General features: G+C 69.1%; 14 protein-coding genes. 10 read left to right on the top strand and 4 right to left on the bottom strand.

Annotated features, from left to right (window positions below; all coding sequences use genetic code 11):
• The first annotated feature begins 52 nt into the window (after window positions 1-52).
• From LOZ83_RS32300 to LOZ83_RS32290, 3 genes are read left to right on the top strand one after another with little or no spacing between them, the layout of a single operon-like run.
• The gene (locus LOZ83_RS32300; protein ID WP_236795545.1) at window positions 53-1,912 is read left to right on the top strand and encodes a prolyl oligopeptidase family serine peptidase; all 1,860 of its coding nucleotides are present in this window, start codon (window positions 53-55) and stop codon (window positions 1,910-1,912) included.
• Window positions 1,913-1,962: 50 nt separating this feature from the next.
• The gene (locus LOZ83_RS32295) at window positions 1,963-2,832 is read left to right on the top strand and encodes an alpha/beta fold hydrolase (RefSeq protein WP_236795544.1); all 870 of its coding nucleotides are present in this window, start codon (window positions 1,963-1,965) and stop codon (window positions 2,830-2,832) included.
• A complete protein-coding gene (locus tag LOZ83_RS32290; RefSeq protein WP_236795543.1) occupies window positions 2,829-3,944 on the top strand; it encodes a M20 family metallopeptidase in 1,116 nt (371 codons plus the stop codon). Before LOZ83_RS32295 ends, LOZ83_RS32290 begins: the two co-directional genes overlap by 4 nt.
• Here LOZ83_RS32290 and LOZ83_RS32285 read toward each other — a convergent pair.
• On the bottom strand, window positions 3,929-4,648 hold the full coding sequence (locus tag LOZ83_RS32285) for a TetR/AcrR family transcriptional regulator (RefSeq protein ID WP_236795542.1): 720 nt from the start codon (window positions 4,646-4,648) through the stop codon (window positions 3,929-3,931). The two genes, LOZ83_RS32290 and LOZ83_RS32285, sit on opposite strands and share 16 nt — an antisense overlap.
• A gap of 223 nt (window positions 4,649-4,871) precedes the next feature.
• Here LOZ83_RS32285 and LOZ83_RS32280 point away from each other — a divergent pair, with 223 nt between their 5' ends.
• Genes LOZ83_RS32280 through LOZ83_RS32255 form a run of 6 tightly spaced genes read left to right on the top strand, consistent with a single transcriptional unit; the run spans window position 4,872 to window position 11,514 of the window.
• Window positions 4,872-6,527: a peptide ABC transporter substrate-binding protein gene (locus tag LOZ83_RS32280; protein ID WP_236795541.1), complete on the top strand. Its 1,656-nt coding sequence runs from the start codon at window positions 4,872-4,874 to the stop codon at window positions 6,525-6,527.
• 45 nt (window positions 6,528-6,572) lie between these two features.
• Window positions 6,573-7,541, top strand: a complete 969-nt coding sequence (locus LOZ83_RS32275) for an ABC transporter permease (RefSeq protein WP_236795540.1) — start codon at window positions 6,573-6,575, stop codon at window positions 7,539-7,541.
• Complete coding sequence (locus LOZ83_RS32270; protein WP_236795539.1) at window positions 7,538-8,413, top strand: ABC transporter permease; 876 nt, start codon at window positions 7,538-7,540, stop codon at window positions 8,411-8,413. Before LOZ83_RS32275 ends, LOZ83_RS32270 begins: the two co-directional genes overlap by 4 nt.
• Window positions 8,410-9,423: an ABC transporter ATP-binding protein gene (locus LOZ83_RS32265; protein ID WP_236795538.1), complete on the top strand. Its 1,014-nt coding sequence runs from the start codon at window positions 8,410-8,412 to the stop codon at window positions 9,421-9,423. The genes LOZ83_RS32270 and LOZ83_RS32265 overlap by 4 nt, the downstream gene beginning before the upstream one ends.
• A complete protein-coding gene (locus LOZ83_RS32260; RefSeq protein WP_236795537.1) occupies window positions 9,420-10,403 on the top strand; it encodes an ABC transporter ATP-binding protein in 984 nt (327 codons plus the stop codon). Before LOZ83_RS32265 ends, LOZ83_RS32260 begins: the two co-directional genes overlap by 4 nt.
• Window positions 10,404-10,419: 16 nt before the next feature.
• A complete protein-coding gene (locus LOZ83_RS32255; RefSeq protein WP_236795536.1) occupies window positions 10,420-11,514 on the top strand; it encodes a tartrate dehydrogenase in 1,095 nt (364 codons plus the stop codon).
• Window positions 11,515-11,804: 290 nt separating this feature from the next.
• On the opposite strand, the gene LOZ83_RS32250 is transcribed toward LOZ83_RS32255, so the two are convergent.
• The gene (locus tag LOZ83_RS32250) at window positions 11,805-13,214 is read right to left on the bottom strand and encodes an FAD-binding oxidoreductase (RefSeq protein WP_236795535.1); all 1,410 of its coding nucleotides are present in this window, start codon (window positions 13,212-13,214) and stop codon (window positions 11,805-11,807) included.
• Window positions 13,215-13,291: 77 nt separating this feature from the next.
• The gene (locus tag LOZ83_RS32245) at window positions 13,292-13,768 is read right to left on the bottom strand and encodes an Lrp/AsnC family transcriptional regulator (protein WP_236795534.1); all 477 of its coding nucleotides are present in this window, start codon (window positions 13,766-13,768) and stop codon (window positions 13,292-13,294) included.
• Window positions 13,769-13,908: 140 nt separating this feature from the next.
• Between LOZ83_RS32245 and LOZ83_RS32240 the strand changes: the two genes are divergently transcribed.
• Window positions 13,909-15,336: a gamma-aminobutyraldehyde dehydrogenase gene (locus tag LOZ83_RS32240; RefSeq protein ID WP_236795533.1), complete on the top strand. Its 1,428-nt coding sequence runs from the start codon at window positions 13,909-13,911 to the stop codon at window positions 15,334-15,336.
• 47 nt (window positions 15,337-15,383) lie between these two features.
• Here LOZ83_RS32240 and LOZ83_RS32235 read toward each other — a convergent pair whose 3' ends face one another.
• Window positions 15,384-16,724: an aspartate aminotransferase family protein gene (locus LOZ83_RS32235; RefSeq protein ID WP_236795532.1), complete on the bottom strand. Its 1,341-nt coding sequence runs from the start codon at window positions 16,722-16,724 to the stop codon at window positions 15,384-15,386.
• Window positions 16,725-16,734: the final 10 nt, after the last annotated feature.

Below are 16,734 nucleotides of genomic sequence, written 5' to 3'. Positions count from 1 at the left end.
CGTCTCGGGCGGTGGCGTTTACTGGGTGCTCCCACGACTGAAGGAGCGCGAGTTGGCTGCCATCGGGACGTCCGCGGACCGGTTCCCCTCGGGGATGCTGCTCACCGTCCGGCCGGCCGCCGGCGCGCGCGGCTTGTGCCTCGTGGCCGAGGACCTCGATGCCGGGGCGGCGGGGCGGGTCTGGGACCCGGGCGCGGGGACGTTCGGGCCGCGGCTGCCCTTCGGGGTCGGGTTCGGGTCGCTGCTCACCCCGGACGGCGCGTGGGTGATCGACCTCGACGACAATGGCGGGTCCGAGGTGGGCGCACTGGTGGCCCGGTCGATGGATGGGTCGCGGACCCGGGTGCTCACCCCCGGCCGGGACGCGATCGTCATGCGCGGACTGGAGACCACCCGCGACGGCAGCCATGTGCTCGCAACGGTTGTCGACGACGACGGCCACCACGTCCTGTGGATCCCGTTCGACGCCCCCGAGCAGGTGCGGACGCTGCACAGCTCGCCGGAGGAGGTCTGGTTCGCGCACGTCTCCGCCGACGCCACTCTCGTGTGTGCCGACACCACCGACCACAAACCCGGCGTGCGCCGTCCCGCGGTGACCGTCTTCGACGTCGCCACGGGTGCGGTCGTCGCCGTGGCGAACGATCTTCCCGACGGTCCGATCCGTGCGGTGCGCTTCTCCGCGGTCGCCGGCGACCAGCGCGTCCTGCTCTCGACCGAACGCACGGGATTCGCCCGGCCCGCGATCTGGGACCCGGTCTCCGGCGAACGACGCGACTACGACCTCCCCGAGTTCACCGGCGAGACGCTCGTGCTCGACTGGCACGCGGCCACCGGGACGATCCTGCTCGTCGACGCCAGCGAAGGCATCCAGCGACTGCTCGTATTGGACGAGCACTCGGGGGCGGTCCGTGTCCTCCGCGACGAGCCGGGAAGCTACGCCGAGCCGGACGTGGCCGATGTCTTCGCCTATTACTCCCAGTCCTTCCTAGGGCCGGACGGGCGCGCGGTGATCGTGACCTCCAACTGGACCACTCCCCTGCACCTCCGGCGCGAGACCGAGGTGGTGCTCCCGCCGATCGACGTGCCGCCCGGGCAGGACCTGGAGTCGGTCCTGGTCGAGAGTGCCGACGGCACCCGCGTCCAGCTCTGGTGGGCGGCACCACCCGGCCCCGTCCGCGGCACCATCCTCGACGTCCACGGTGGCCCGAACCTGGTCTCGCTCAACCAATATCGGCCCGCCCTGCAGGCCTGGCTGGACCACGGCTTCGCCGTCGCGACGCTGAACTACCGCGGCTCGGTCATGTTCGGGCGCGCGATCCGGGAGGGTTTCTGGGGCGGCGCGGGCGATCGCGAGATCGAGGACATCGACGCCGCCATCCGCTGGCTCCGCGGGCGTGGTCTGGCCGAGCCGGCGACGACGTACATCACCGGCCCGTCGTACGGCGGGCACCTCAGCCTGTTGTCGATCGGCCGGTTGCCCAGTCACTTCGCCGGTGCCTTCGCGGTCGTGGCCATGGCGGACTGGCAGGCCGCCTGGGCCGAGATGAACCCGGCGCTGCGCAAGACCTGGACCAGCTTCCTGTCCATGGACACGACGGGTGAGGTCGACCCGCGACGGATCGACGAGGCCCTCATCCGGTTCTCGGCGATCAACCACGTGGCCGCGGTGACCGCGTCAGCCTGGCTCTTCCAAGGGAGTCGCGACACCCGGACCCCGCCGACGCAGGCCCGCACCTATGCCGACGCCCTCCGCGCCGCGGGCGGCGACGTCATCGTCGAGTGGTTCGACGCCGGGCACGAACCCACCGGGATCGACAGCGTGCGCGAGGAGTTCGAACGCGAGCTCGAACTGGCCACGGCGCACGCCGATGGACGCCGGTGGGCAACGCTCGCGGACCAGCGCGATACGTGACACCTCCATAGTCAATGCAATAGACTACAGAAATGACGAGGGGGAACTCCATGCTTGACGGACTGGAGGCGCGGCGCGTCGAGCGCGACGGCGTCGGACTCGCGGTGTGGTCGGGCGGAAGCGGGCCGACCGTGCTGCTGCTGCACGGCTATCCGGAGAACTCCGCCATGTGGCGCGACGTCGTGCCGGCGTTGCTGACGGATCACCGGGTGATCCTGATGGACCTGCGCGGCTACGGCCGGTCGGACGCACCGGCCGATGCCACCTACAGCAAGCGGGAGATGGCGGCCGACGCGGCGGCGGTGCTGCGTGCGCTCGACGCCGGGCCCGCGCACGTCGTGGGACACGACCGAGGTGCGCGCGTCGTGCACCGCCTCTGCCTGGATCAACCCGATCTGGTCGCGAGTGCCGCGGTCCTCGACATCGTGCCGACGCTGCACATGTACGAGTCGGTCGACCGGTTGATGGCGGAGACGTACTTCCACTGGTTCTTCCTGACCCGCGGCAACGGACTGCCCGAGTCACTGCTCCGGGCCGACCCGAAAACGTGGATCCGCAGCCGGTTCACCGGCAGGCACGGCCCGGAGTTCACGTTCCCCCCTGAGGTCGTCGAGGAGTACGCCGAGGCGTTCGCGCGTCCCGGAGTGATCGAGGCGACCTGTGCGGACTACCGCGCCGCCGCCACTATCGACCTCGAGCACGATCGCGCCGACCGGGACGCGGGCAGACGGATCCGCGGCCGACTGCTTGTGGGATGGGGAAAGCGCGGGTATGTCGGCCGCGCGTTCGACGTACCCGAGGTCTGGCGGGAGTATGCCGCCGACGTCCAGCCCGCGGCGATCGACGCCGACCACTATGTGGCCGAGGAGAACCCGGAGCAGACCGTGGCCGCACTCCGGACCTTCTGGGCCGCGTCATGACGCGGGCCGAACGCGCGCTCCGCCGCCTCGGGCAACTGGTCTCGACCGAGACGCCGTCGGGCGATGCCCCGCGCCTCGACCAGGCGTACACGCTGATCGATGCCTGGGGGACCGAAGCCCTCGGCCGCCGGCCCGAGCGGGTGGTCGTCGATGGCGTACCGCACCTGTTGTGGCGGGCCGCCGGTGCGGAGCGGGTGCTGCTTCTGTGCCACGCGGACACCGTGTTCCCGGCCGGGACGATCGACCGCCGCCCCTTCCGCGTCGAAGGAGGGCGCGCCTACGGTCCCGGCGTCTTCGACATGAAGGCCGGCATAGTCGTCGCCTTCGAAGCGATCGAGGCGGCCGGATCCGCCGCGGACCAGGTCACCCTCCTCGTCACCGGTGACGAGGAGACGGGCTCGGCGACCTCGCGCTCACTGATCGAGCGCGTCGCCGCAGGTGTGGAGACGGTCCTCGTGCTCGAGCCGAGCATGGACGGCGCGTTGAAGGTCGGCCGCAAGGGCGGCAGCTTCTATCGGGTCCACTTCCACGGTCTTGCCGCGCACGCGGGCCTGGAGCCCGAAAGCGGACGCAATGCGCTCGTGGAGATGGCACATTGGGCCACCGAAATCGTCGACGTCGCCGATCCGTCCCAGGGGACGACGGTGACTCCGACGCTGGCCGAGGCCGGTACCGCGATGAACGTCGTGCCCGACTCGGGTGTGCTCTGCGTCGACGTCCGTGCCCTCACGATGGCCGAATTGGATCGGGTCGACCTGGCTCTGCGCGACCTGGCCAAGCGGCGCGCGGACGTGTCCGGCGGGGTGACGGTGACCATCTCGGGTGGCCTCAATCGGCCGCCCCTGGAGGCGGCGGGGTCGTTGCGGCTGGTCGAACTCTGCCGCGCCGAGGCACGTCGAGCCGGCCTTCCCGAGCCGGGTACGGCGACCGTGGGTGGCGCGTCGGACGGCAACTTCACGGCGGCCCTGGGCATCCCCACTTTGGACGGCCTCGGGCCCACCGGTGGTGGCGCGCACGCGGAGCACGAATGGGTCGAAGTGAGCGCGATCGGCGAACAGGCTCGCGTGGTCGCCGGGATGCTGCGAACCCTCTGTGCTCAGTCGTCCGACTGATCGGACTGCTTCGCCTCCGCACGCGCCGCGATGGCATCGAGCAGCATCTCGACCGCATGGGTGAACAGTCGCGGATCGCCCAGGGGAAGCAGCTTGTCCGCCAGCCGGGCGATGTTGGGGTATTCCTCGGCGGGAAGCCGCCGGTACTCGACGGTCCACGCGAGTTCGTCCATCATGCGGGTCTGCTCCGGCAGCACCTGCAGAGATGCCTCCAATGCGGACGCGGCGCGCACGAAGTTCCCGAAGACCCGGGTGGTCACAACGGCCTCGTCGTCGTCGAGGCCGGCACGCCGCAGCGCGTCCAGGGCGAACTCGACGTTGTGGAACTCGGTCGGCCGCCGCGTGGTACGCGCCGCCATCTGCATCGCCAATCCGGCATAGCGCAGGTAGTGCTCGTGGATCAGCCGCGCGATCAGCCGCAGATCCTCGCGCCAGTCCCCGGTCGAGACGAGGTCGCCGCCGTAGGACTTGGCCCGCAGGCCGTCGATCAGCTCCAGGACCAGGTCGTCCTTGTCGCGGAAGTGCCGGTAGATCGAGGTGGAGTGCGCGTTGAGTTCCTTGCCGAGCGCGCCGAAGGTCAATCCCTCGAGGCCGTCCCGCTCGGCGATCTTCTCGGCCGCGGCGATGATCACGGCGCGGCTGAGACTGTCCCTGGGGCGGCGCTTCTTGGCTGCGGCGGATTTCGGGCTACCTGCGGATGCCATTCGTGTTTCCTCCTCGAGACGATCACAGACTACGCCATAGATTAAGTCAGCAACATTGACTATTGGTATTGCTATGACGTTGATTGGGTCCTAGCATCCCGATATCGCTTCGAGGCGGAACACCCCGTGGCCGCCCACGCACCCCCAGGAGATCCGTATGCTGCGTCGCCCACGCGCCTCGGTCCGTCCAGCGTCCATCGCCGGCGCGATCAGGAGGCGCGCCGTGTTCCCCGCGGTCGCGACCCTGCTCGTGGCCTCGGCGTGCTCCAGCAACTCCAGTGCGCTGTCCGGGCAGAACGACGCTCCCGTCGCCGCTCGCGACGGCGGCTCGATCGTGATCGGCGCGGAGCAGGAGCCCGACTGCGCCGACTGGCTCGGCACCTGCGCGGGGTCCATCTGGGGCAGCTACACCATGCAGGTCGGGACCATCCCCGCCGCGTTCGACACCCGCAAGGTGGACGGCAAGTGGGTGCCGCAGGCGAGTGATCTGCTCACCGGTGACCCGGCGGTGCAGACGGTCGACGGCAAGCAGACCATCACCTACCGGATCAATCCGAAGGCGGTGTGGTCGGACGGCACGCCGATCTCGTCCGCGGACTTCGCCTACACCGCGCTCCAGGTGCGCGACGGCAAGGACATCTTCGAGAAGTCCGGCTACAGCGACATCGCGAACGTCGCCACACCCGACCCGAAGACGGCCGTCGTGACGATGCAGACGCCGTACGCGTCGTGGCGCGATCTGTTCAGCGGCGACTACGGGGTGCTCCCGGCCCACATCCTCGACGGGAAGGACCGCGATGCCCTGATGAAGGACGGCTACACGTGGAGTGGCGGCCCCTGGATCATCCAGAACTGGCAGCGGGGAACGTCGGTCACGCTCGTGCCGAACGACAAGTACTGGGGGCCGAAGCCGCACCTGGACAAGGTCACCTTCCAGTTCATCACCGACACCGCGGCCGCCTTCCAGGCGCTCAAGAGCGGCCAGGTCGACGCCCTCTATCCGAGCCCCCAGCTCGACGCCCTCAGCCAGATCAAGGCGGGTGTCGCGAACACCAAGTCGCAAGTGGACCCGGTGACCGGGAACCTCGAAGCGATCTGGCTGAACAACACGAAGTTCCCCTTCGATTCCCAGACCGTGCGGCAGGCGCTCGCGTACTCGATCGACCGGGACGCGATCGTCAAGCGGCTCTTCGGGACGATCGGCGTCGACAAGGCGGCACAGTCGTTCTTCACGCCGATCGTCGGCGGCTTCGGTGAATCGGCCTTCGGCAAGTACACGCTCGACCTCGGCAAGGTGACCGCGCTGATGACCGGCGACGGCTGGGCGAAGGACTCGGCCGGCTTCTGGGCCAAGGGCGGCAAGCGTGCCTCGTTCGCCGTCGAGACGCTCGCGGGCAACAAGCGTCGTGACCTGACTCTCCAGATCCTCCAGTCGCAGTTCACCCAGGCCGGCTTCGAGATGACGATCCACGACACGACCTCGGCGACGCTGTTCGGCACGACCGCGCCGAACGGCGACTTCCAGGCCGGGCTCTACACGCTGATCGACACCTTCCCCGAGCCGCTGAACCTCGCTTCCACCTTCGCTTCGGCCGCGATCCCGTCGCAGGCGAACGGCTACTCGGGGACCAACTTCGGCCGCGTGAACATCCCCGGGCTCGACGCGGTACTGGACCAGATCGACGCCGACGTCGACCCCGCGCCGCGGATCGCCGCCTCCAAGCAGGCGGACCAGATGCTGGCCGACGCCGTCCCGGCGATCCCGCTCGACGACGTCCCCAATGTGCTGCTCTGGAGCGCCCGGCTCGGCGGCCCGATCAGCATCAACCCGTCCGAGGGCCCGTTCTGGAACCTGAGCGAATGGGGACTCGCGCAGTAGTCCGGCGGCGGCACCACAGATCGAGCCAATCCGAGGAGATGAGTCGTGCTCACGTACGCCGTGCGCCGCGTGCTGCTGTCGGTACCGATCGTCCTGATCGCATCCTTCGTGCTGTTCGTGGCGACCCGGGCGACCTTCGATCCGCTCGGCAAACTGCGCCAGTCGCGCGACCCGTCGGTCCTGCACCGCGAGACGATCCGGCTCGGCCTGGACAAGTCCGTGCCGGAGCAGTACTTCCTCTGGCTCAAGGGTTTCGTCACCGGTGACTGGGGTGTGAGCACCCGCACCGGTGGCGACGTCCGGAAGATGATCCTGCAGGCCTTGTGGCCGACCCTGCAGCTGATCTTCTGGGGAATCGTGTTCGCGGTCATCATCGCGGGTTTCATCGCCATCTACTCGGCGGTGAAGCAGTACTCGCTCGCCGACCACACCCTGACCGCATTGTCGTACGTCGGCATCGCGCTGCCGGCCTTCTGGTTCGGGCTGGTCCTGATCCAGCTCCTCGCGGTCCTGCCGCGGCAACAGTTCGGGCTGACCGATCCACTCCTGTACTTCGTGGGCTTGCACTCGCCGGGCCAGTCGGGGTTCAACCTGGACTACCTGCGGCATCTCGTGCTGCCGGTGCTGACCCTGACCATCACGCTGGTGGCGATGTGGAGCAGGTTCGGACGTGCCTCGATGCTCGACGCGCTCGGGAGTGAGTACGTGCGCACGGCCCGCGCCAAGGGCGTGCCGCGACGCCGGATCCTGCTCCGCCACGCGGCACGCAACTCGCTCGCGCCCTTCGTCACCGTGGTCGCCCTCGACGCGGCACTGCTCTTCGGCGGCCTCGTCGTGACCGAACAGATCTACTCCATCCCGGGCATGGGCCGGCTCTTCCTCGACTCGCTCCTCACCGGTGACGTGTTCGTGCTGCTGCCGTGGCTGCTCGTCGTCGCGGCCGCGGTGGTCGTGTGCAACCTGATCGCGGACATCGGTTACGCGATCCTGGACCCGAGGGTGCGGCTGCGATGAGTACGGGTACGGCCTCGGCCGGACAGATCTCCGGAACCCGCGCGATGCTGCGGCGATTCCGCCACCACCGGCTCGCACTGGCCGGGACCGTGGTGCTGGTACTGCTCGTCGTCGCCTGCTTCGGCGCCACCTGGATCGCGCCGGCGAAGCAGGGCGTGCAGGACCTGGCACTCGGTCCGACGGCACCGTCGTGGGCACACCTGCTGGGCACCGACGAACTCGGCCGCGACTACCTGAGCGAGCTGCTCTACGCGGGCCGGATGTCGCTCGCCATCGGCTTCTTCGTCGCGGTCGTCGCCACCGTCGTCGGCACCGCGGTCGGTGCCGTCGCCGGGTACGTGGGCGGCGTGGTGGGAGAGGTGATCATGCGCCTGACCGACCTCTTCCTCATCGTGCCGGCGATCGCGATCCTGGCCCTGGCGCTCAACGGACTCGGCTCCTCGCCGGTCACGATCGTGCTGGTGCTCTCGGGGATCAGCTGGACCTACATCGCCCGCGTCGTCCGGTCACAGGTGCTCAGCCTGCGCGAGAAGGAGTTCATCGACGCGGCCAAGGTGACCGGCACGTCGACGGCGCGCATCCTGGTCCGGCACATGCTGCCCAATCTGGCCGGCATCATCACGGTGAACATCTCGCTGGCGGCGGCCTCCGCGATCATCGTCGAGTCGACCCTGAGCTTCCTCGGGTTCGGCGTCCAGCCGCCGCGGACCAGCTGGGGCAACATGCTCAGCCAGGCATCGGGCCTGGTCGGTACGCCGCAGGTCTACCTCCTGTACTTCCCGGGCCTGTTCATCCTCGTCACCGTGCTGTGCGTCAACTTCATCGGTGACGGCCTTCGCGACGCCCTCGACCCACAAGGACGGCAACTGTGACGCACGACGACGGCCCGGCCGAGCCACTCCTCGTGGTCGACGACCTGCGGGTCGTGTTCGACACCGATCGCGGCCCGGCCGTCACGGTCGACGGATTGAGCTTCGAGGTCCGCCAGGGCGAGACGCTGGGCATCGTCGGGGAATCCGGCTCGGGCAAGAGCATGACCTCGCTGGCCATCCTCGGACTCCTCCCGCCGACCGCGCGGGTCAGTGGCTCGATCCGGTTCCGTGGCCGCGAGCTCCTTCCCTTGTCCGACCGCGAGATGCGGGAGCTGCGTGGCAACGAGATCTCGCTCGTCTTCCAGGACGCCCTCGCCGCGCTCAACCCGGTCATGACCGTCGGCGACCAGCTCGCCGAGGCGGTCAGCGTGCACCACCCCAAGACCTCCCGTGATGAGCTGCACCGCCGCTCGATCGAGTTGCTCGAACTCGTCGGCATCCCGTCGGCGGAGACCCGGATCCGGCAGTACCCCCACGAGTTCTCGGGTGGCATGCGGCAGCGCGTCGACATCGCGATGGCGGTCGCCAACGACCCGGCGCTGCTCATCGCCGACGAGCCGACCACGGCACTGGACGTGACCGTGCAGGCACAGATCCTCGACGTGCTGCGCACCGTCCAGGACCGCACCGGGACGACGGTCATGCTGGTCACCCACGACCTCGGTGTCGTGGCCGGGACCGCCGACCGTGTGCTCGTCATGTACGCCGGCAACAAGGTCGAGGAGGGCCCGGTCGAGCAGACCTTCTACGAGACCGCCCACCCCTATACGCGTGGCCTGCTGGCCTCGCTGCCGCGCATGGACCGGCGCGACCGCGGCGAACGGCTCTTCCAGATCGCCGGCCAGCCTCCCGCCGCGACCGCGTTGCCGAGCGGCTGCCGCTTCGCCCCACGCTGCCCGTCCTTCGCCGCCGACCCCTGTGCCCAATCCGTCCCGTCCCCGCAGACCGTGGGAACCGACCACGTGGCGGCGTGCCACCGCGTCGCCAATCTGCGGGAGGAAAGCGCATGACCGCGACCGGCACCAGGAGCGACGCACTCGTCATCGATCGTCTGGTCACCGAATATCCGATCCGGGGCGGACTCTTCTCCCGCCGCATTGGGACGGTCCAGGCGGTCTCGGGCGTGTCGTTGCGCATTCCGGCAGGTCAGACGTTCGGGCTCGTCGGCGAGACCGGCTGCGGCAAGTCCACGCTCGGTCGCACTGTCGTGCGTCTCGTCGACGCACAGAGTGGATCGGTACGCCTCGGTGACGCCGAAATCTCGTCGCTGGGCAAGAGCGCCTTCCGGTCGGTACGCCGCCGCATCCAGCTGGTCTTCCAGGATCCCTATGCGTCGCTCAATCCGCGGCTGTCCGTGGGGGCGATCCTGGCCGAACCGCTCATCGTCCACGGGTTGCACACCGGCCGGCGACAGGAGCGAGTGCGGGAACTGCTCGAACTGGTCGGCCTCGACCCCGCGCACGCCTCCCGGTTCCCCCTCGAGTTCTCCGGCGGTCAGCGCCAGCGCATCGGCATCGCGCGCGCCCTGGCGGTCGAGCCCGAGGTGCTCGTCCTCGACGAACCGGTCAGCGCGCTCGACGTCAGCGTGCAGGCAGGGATCCTCAACCTGCTCGACGATCTCCAGCGCGAATTCGGCCTGACCTACCTGTTCATCGCGCACGACCTGTCCGTCGTGCGGCACCTCAGTCACGAGGTCGGCGTCATGTATCTCGGCACCATCGTCGAGCAGGGGCCGGTCGACGAGGTGTACGAGAACCCGCTGCATCCGTACACGCGGGCGCTCCTGTCGGCGGTGCCGATCGCCGACCCGCGCATCGAGCGCGGCCGGGAGCGCATCGTGCTCCGCGGCGACGTCCCGAGTCCGGCGAATCCGCCGTCGGGATGCCGCTTCCGCACGCGGTGCTGGAAGGCGACGGACCTGTGTGCCGCCGAGACGCCCCAGCCGCGCCTCCTGGACAACCGCCTGGTGGCGTGCCACCACACCGACTGAAGGGAACAGACACGACATGGCGACCAGCCACCGCATCGCGGTCATCGCCGGCGACGGCATCGGGCAGGAGGTCGTGCCCGAGGGACTGCGTGTCCTCGACGAGGTGAGCCGCGCGTACGACTTCGCGCTGGAGTTCGAGGAGTTCGACTTCGCCAATGCCGGCTACTACTCGCGCACCGGCACGATGCTGCCCGGCGACTGGTTCGACCGGCTCAAGGGTTTCGACGCGATCTTCTTCGGCGCCGTCGGGTGGCCCGACGTGGTCCCGGACCACGTGTCGCTCTGGGGCTCGCTGCTCCAGTTCCGGCGCCGCTTCGACCAGTACGTGAATCTCCGGCCGTGCCGGCTGATGCCAGGTGTGCCCAGTCCCCTGGTGGGGCGCGAGCCCGGTGACGTCGACTTCCTCGTCGTCCGTGAGAACACCGAAGGCGAGTATTCGAGCATCGGCGGCCGGATCTTCGAGGGCACCGACCGCGAGACGGTCGTCCAGGAGACGGTGATGACCCGGACGGGTATCGACCGGGTGCTCGAATACGCTTTCGAGATCGCGCGGAGCCGAGACGCCAAGCACCTCACCTCGGCGACGAAGAGCAACGGCATCTCGATCACGATGCCGTACTGGGACGAGCGATTCGCCGCGGTCGGTGAGCGTTACCCCGACATCGGCCGGGACCAGTTCCACATCGACATCCTGACCGCGAACTTCGTGCTCAAGCCGGACCACTTCGACGTCGTCGTCGCCAGCAACCTGTTCGGCGACATCCTCTCGGACCTCGGGCCCGCGTGCACCGGGACGATCGGCATCGCGCCGAGCGCCAACATCAATCCGCCGCGAGAGTTCCCCAGCCTCTTCGAGCCGGTGCACGGGTCGGCTCCCGACATCGCGGGCAAGGGCATCGCCAACCCGGTCGGGCAGATCTGGTCGGCCGCCCTGATGCTGGACCACCTCGGCCACCCCGAAGCGTCCGCGGCGATCGTCGATGCCATCGAGCGCGTGCTCGGCGCCGGTCCCGAGACCGCGCCACTCACGCCGGACATGGGCGGAAAGGCCACCACGGCCGAACTCGGTGCCGCGATCACGGCAGCGGTTTCCGCCGCTCGTCCCCAGTAGCCGTTCCTGACCTGCGCGCCCACGGACGCGGGCCCCCGCCGTCCGCGGCGATCGTTGGCTCGATCGTTTCGAGCGGACGGCCCAGGCTGCCGGGCCCGCGGACGGCCGGGGCGTTCGTCCCGACGGCACGGGAGGCCTCGGACATGCCGAGCGATTCGCGCGTCGGAAGCGCCAGCGGCACCTCCGACGCGGGCCATGACCCCGCGGCCACAGTCGCGAGAGGAGGCCGCACATCGTGCATGCCCCCACAACGCGGGGAAACTCGTCCGTGGGCGCGGGTTCCCTTCCGGCTAGCTGCCGAAGCCGAGGCCGAGCGCGTCCATGCCGCGCAGCCAGAGGTTCCGGTTCCCGTCGCTGTCCGCGCGGGCCAGCGACCACCGGGTCAGCTCGACGCCGAGCCAGCGGATCGGTTCGGGCGGGAACGGCAGCGGCTTGGTGCGCACCATTTTCAGCTCGGTCCGTTCGGTGCGCGCGCCCTCCAGGCGGTCGAGCATCACCTGTGCGGCGAAGCGGGTGGCGGCGACGCCGAGACCGGTGAATCCGAGTGCGTAGGCGACCCGGCCGCGGGCGGCGGTGCCGTAGAACGCGGAGAAGCGGCTGCAGGTGTCGATCACGCCGCCCCAAGTATGGGTGAAGCGGATTCCTTCCAGCTGCGGGAAAGTGCGGAAGAAGTTCGCCGCGAGGGTACCGAACGTGGCGGGCCGCTGGTCCAGTTCGGCGGAGAGTTTCGCGCCGTAGTGGTAGATCGCGTCGTAGCCGCCCCAGAGGATCCGGTTGTCCGCGGTCAGCCGGTAGTAGTGGAACAGGTTGCCCGCGTCGGACAGCCCGCAGCGGCTCCCCCAGCCGATCGACGCCAACTGTTCCGGAGTCAGCGGTTCGGTGACCATCACGTAGTCGTAGACCGGGATCACATAGGGACGCACACGCCGCACCAGGGAAGGAAACGCGTTGGTCGCCAATGCCACCCGGCGGGCCGCGATGCGACCGTAACCGGTCTTCACCACGATGTCCGGGCCCTGCGGGATCAAGTCCGTGGCCGTGGTGCGTTCGAAGACACGAACCCCCACGCGCAGGCACGCCTCGCGCAATCCCCACGCCAGCTTGGCCGGGTTCACCAGCGCCGTGCCGTGTTCGTCGCGCAGGCCGGCCAGGTAGGTCCTCGAATTCACCTCGGCCCGCAGCTGATCGGCATCGAGGAACTCCCGCTCCGCACCGAACCGGGTGGCCAGTCGCGCGGCCTCCCGCAGTTCGCGTACCTGGTGCTCGCGGGTGGCGACGTTGATCGAGCCGGTGCGCTCCCAATCGCAGTCGATCCCGTACCGCCGCAGGGTTTCCTCGATCTCGTCGAGGTTGCGCCGGCCGAGCCGTTCCAGCTGGTCGTATTCGCCGGGCCAGCGGGCGATCCCGTTGGCGAGGCCGTGGGTCAGGCTCGCTTCGCAGAATCCGCCGTTGCGCCCCGAAGCGGCCCAGCCGACCTCTTGCGCCTCGATCAGCACGACGTCGAGCGCGGGATCGCGTTCCTTGGCCAGCAACGCCGTCCACAGCCCGCAGTAGCCGCCGCCGATCACCAGCAGATCACAGTGCTGCCCGCCGGCGAGGGCGGGCAGAGGCGCCGGTTTCGCCGGGTCGTCGAGCCAGAAGGAGCCAGGCCGCGCGTCGACCAGTGAGCGCACCGGATCGGTGGCGATAGCGAGGGTCACACCACCAATATAGTCGAAGATCTAGCCGCGTCTACGGTTTCCGTAGGTCTGATTTCGGGTTGGCCACTGTTTCAGTGTCAGGACGCGGGGGTACGCCAGCGGTAGGTCTGCTTGCGCAGCTGCAGGTACACGAACGTCTCCGTGCTCACCACGCCCGGGACCGTCCTGATCCGGCCGGACAGCAGCTCCGCCAGCTCCTCGTCGTCGGAACAGACCAGCTCACAGAGGATGTCGTAGGAACCGGCGCAGACGACCAGGTAGACCGCCTCCGGCATGGCTTCGAGCGCGTCGAGCACCGGGTCGAGCGGGCCGGAGACCCTGATCCCGACCATCACCTGGCGGTGCGCCCCCACCCGCAACGGGTCGGTGACCGCGACGACCTGCATCACGCCGGCCTCGACCATCCGGTGTACCCGTTGCCGCACACCGGCTTCGGACAGCCCGACCACCTTCGCGATCGCCCCGTACGAGCGTCGCCCGTCCTCCTGCAACTGCTCGATGATCTGCTGCGAGATCTCGTCCAGCTGCATGTCGGCCCCTCGCTTCTTGCCCATCCGCGCATCATCCCAGCAGCTCACCCGACACTTCGACCAACCCTGACACTACTCGATCAATAGATGTCTCTTGTATTTTTGACTGAAACAGTGATTCGATGTAGCTATTCCCCCGGTTTCAGCAATCAGAGAGGATCTCGATGCCCAGGTTCGGCAACTTCGTGGACGGCAAACAGGTCCCAGCCGCGGACGGGCGTGAGCTCGATGTCGTCGACCCGGTCACGGGCCGCGGCTACGCGGTATCGGCGCTCTCGGGCAGTGCGGACGTCGACGCGGCAGTGAACGCCGCGTCGCGCGCGTTCGAGTCGTGGCGGTGGACCACGCCCGCCGAGCGCCAGCTGGCCCTGCTGAAGATCGCCGACGCGATCGACGCGCGGGCAGGTGAGTTCCTGGACACCGAGGTGGCCGACACCGGGAAGCCCCGCGCCCTCACCGCGACGGAGGAGATCCCGTTGTGCGCGGACCAGTTCCGGTTCTTCGCCGGGGCCGCGCGGATCCTCGAAGGCAAGTCCGCCGGCGAATACCTGGCCGGCCACACCTCGTTCGTCCGCCGCGAGCCGGTCGGGGTGTGCGCTCAGGTGACGCCGTGGAACTACCCGCTGATGATGGCGGTGTGGAAGGTGGCGCCCGCGCTCGCGGCGGGCAACACGGTGGTGCTCAAGCCGTCGGACACCACGCCCGCCAGCACGGCACTCCTGGCCGAGGTGGCCGGCGAGTTCCTGCCGCCGGGCGTGTTCAACGTGCTGTGCGGTGACCGGGAAACGGGTCGCGCGCTGGTGGCACACGACCGGCCGGACATGGTGTCGATCACCGGTTCGGTGCGCGCCGGGATGGAGGTGGCCGGCAGTGCCGCCGCCGGGCTCAAGCGCACGCACCTCGAACTCGGCGGCAAGGCACCGGTCGTGGTGTTCGCCGACGCCGACCTTTCCGCCGCGGCGGAAGGCATCGCGAACGCGGCGTTCTTCAACGCCGGCCAGGACTGCACCGCGGCGAGCCGGGTCCTGGTGGCGGAGGAGATCCACGACGAGTTCGTCGCCGCGCTGACCGAGCAGGCCCGCGCCACCCGCACCGGGCTGCCCGACGATCCCGGCGTCGCCTACGGCCCGCTCAACAACGCCGCCCAGCTCGACCGCGTCGCCGGCATGATCGAGCGCCTCCCCGGGCACACGACTGTCCACACGGGAGGGAGTCGCGTCGGGCAGGACGGCTACTTCTACGCCCCCACCGTGGTTTCCGGGCTGCGACAGGCCGACGAGGCCAGCCAGCACGAGATCTTCGGCCCCGTCATCACCGTGCAGTCCTTCACCGGCGAGGACGATGCCGTCCGCTACTCGAACGACGTCCAGTACGGACTCGCCTCGTCGGTGTGGACCCGCGACCACGCCCGCGCGATGCGGATGTCCGCCAAGCTCGACTTCGGTTGCGTCTGGATCAACACCCACATCCCGTTCGTCGCCGAAATGCCGCACGGCGGCTTCAAGCAGTCGGGCCACGGCAAGGATCTCTCGCTCTACGGCTTCGAGGACTACACCCGCGTCAAGCACGTCATGACTTTCACCGGACACTGAAACCAGCGACGAGGGTGGCCCGGGAACGGTTCCGGGCCACCCTTTCGTCACAACAGCTTCGCAGCCCCCTCCAGCGCGCCCCGCAGGATCTGCTCCATCTCGTCGAACTCGGCCTGGCCGCAGATCAGGGGCGGGGCCAGCTGCACCACCGGCTCGGCCCGGTCGTCGGCGCGGCAGTACAGTCCGCCGTCGAACAGGGCCGAGGAGACGTGCCCCTTGAGGACCCGTTCGGACTCCTCGGCGGTGAAGGTTTCCTTGGTGGCCTTGTCCTTGACCAGCTCGATGCCGTAGAAGAAGCCGCCACCGCGGACGTCGCCCACGATCGGCAGGTCGCGCAGCTTGTCCAAAGTGGACCGGAGGTTCTCCTGGTTCGCCAGTACGTGCTCGTAAAGGCCCTCGCGCTCGATGAGGTCGAGGTTGGCGAGCGCGACCGCGCAGGAGACGGGATGCCCGCCGTAGGTGGAGCCGTGGCTGAACATCGCGCCGTCGCGGCGGAACGGTTCCATCAGGCGCTCGTCGATCAGCACCGCGCCCAGCGGGGCGTACCCGGAGGTCAGCCCCTTGGCGGTGGTGATCATGTCCGGCCGGTAGCCGTAGCGCTGCGCGCCGAAAGCGTGCCCGAGCCGGCCGAACGCGCAGATCACTTCGTCGGACACGAGCAGGACGTCGTGCCGGTCGCAGATCTCGCGCACCCGCTCGAAGTACCCGGGCGGCGGCGGGAAGCAGCCGCCGGTGTTCTGCATCGGCTCCAGGAACACCGCCGCGACCGTGTCCGCGCCCTCGAACTCGATCGCCTCCTCGATCCGGCCGGCGGCCCAGCGGCCGAACGCCTCGTAGTCGTCGGCGTGCTCGGGGGCGCGGTAGAAGTTGGTGTTGGGCACCCGGATCGTGCTGGGCACCAGTGGTTCGAAGTCGGCCTTGATACCGGCCAGCCCGGTGATCGAGAGCGCGCCCTGGGACGTGCCGTGGTAGGCCAGCGCACGGCTGATCACCTTGTGCTTACCGGGTTTCCCGATGCGCTTGAAGTACTGCTTGGCCAGCTTCCACGCGGTCTCGACCGACTCGCCGCCGCTGACGGTGAAGAACACGCGGTTCAGCTCCCCCGGCGCTTCGGCGGCCAGGCGGTCAGCCAGCTCGATGGCGCGCGGATGGGCGTGCGACCACAGGGGGAAATACGCGAGTTCGCGCGACTGCCGGGCGGCGGCCTCGGCGAGCTCCTCCCGGCCGTGGCCGACCTGCCCGGCGAACAGACCCGCCAGCCCGTCGAGGTAACGGCGGCCGTTCGCGTCCCAGACATAGGCACCCTCGCCCCGCACGATGACGGGCACTTGCGCGTCGTCCGCGGCCGAATGACGGGTGAAGTGCAACCACAGGTGATCCAAGTTCATACTACTTTTA

Origin of the sequence: Amycolatopsis sp. GM8, assembly GCF_021653975.1 — a bacterium.
GTDB lineage: Bacteria > Actinomycetota > Actinomycetes > Mycobacteriales > Pseudonocardiaceae > Amycolatopsis_E.
Note: the sequence above shows the minus strand (reverse complement) of the source record. Positions and strands in the feature narration are given on the sequence as shown.

What these genes read in the sequence shown, in the direction of transcription:
- LOZ83_RS32295 (WP_236795544.1), top strand. Translation starts at nt 1,963, where the DNA reads ATGCTTGACGGACTGGAGGCGCGGCGCGTCGAGCGCGACGGCGTCGGA.
- LOZ83_RS32290 (WP_236795543.1), top strand. Translation starts at nt 2,829, where the DNA reads ATGACGCGGGCCGAACGCGCGCTCCGCCGCCTCGGGCAACTGGTCTCG.
- LOZ83_RS32285 (WP_236795542.1), bottom strand. Translation starts at nt 4,648, where the DNA reads ATGGCATCCGCAGGTAGCCCGAAATCCGCCGCAGCCAAGAAGCGCCGC.
- LOZ83_RS32270 (WP_236795539.1), top strand. Translation starts at nt 7,538, where the DNA reads ATGAGTACGGGTACGGCCTCGGCCGGACAGATCTCCGGAACCCGCGCG.
- LOZ83_RS32260 (WP_236795537.1), top strand. Translation starts at nt 9,420, where the DNA reads ATGACCGCGACCGGCACCAGGAGCGACGCACTCGTCATCGATCGTCTG.
- LOZ83_RS32255 (WP_236795536.1), top strand. Translation starts at nt 10,420, where the DNA reads ATGGCGACCAGCCACCGCATCGCGGTCATCGCCGGCGACGGCATCGGG.
- LOZ83_RS32245 (WP_236795534.1), bottom strand. Translation starts at nt 13,768, where the DNA reads ATGGGCAAGAAGCGAGGGGCCGACATGCAGCTGGACGAGATCTCGCAG.
- LOZ83_RS32240 (WP_236795533.1), top strand. Translation starts at nt 13,909, where the DNA reads ATGCCCAGGTTCGGCAACTTCGTGGACGGCAAACAGGTCCCAGCCGCG.
- LOZ83_RS32235 (WP_236795532.1), bottom strand. Translation starts at nt 16,724, where the DNA reads ATGAACTTGGATCACCTGTGGTTGCACTTCACCCGTCATTCGGCCGCG.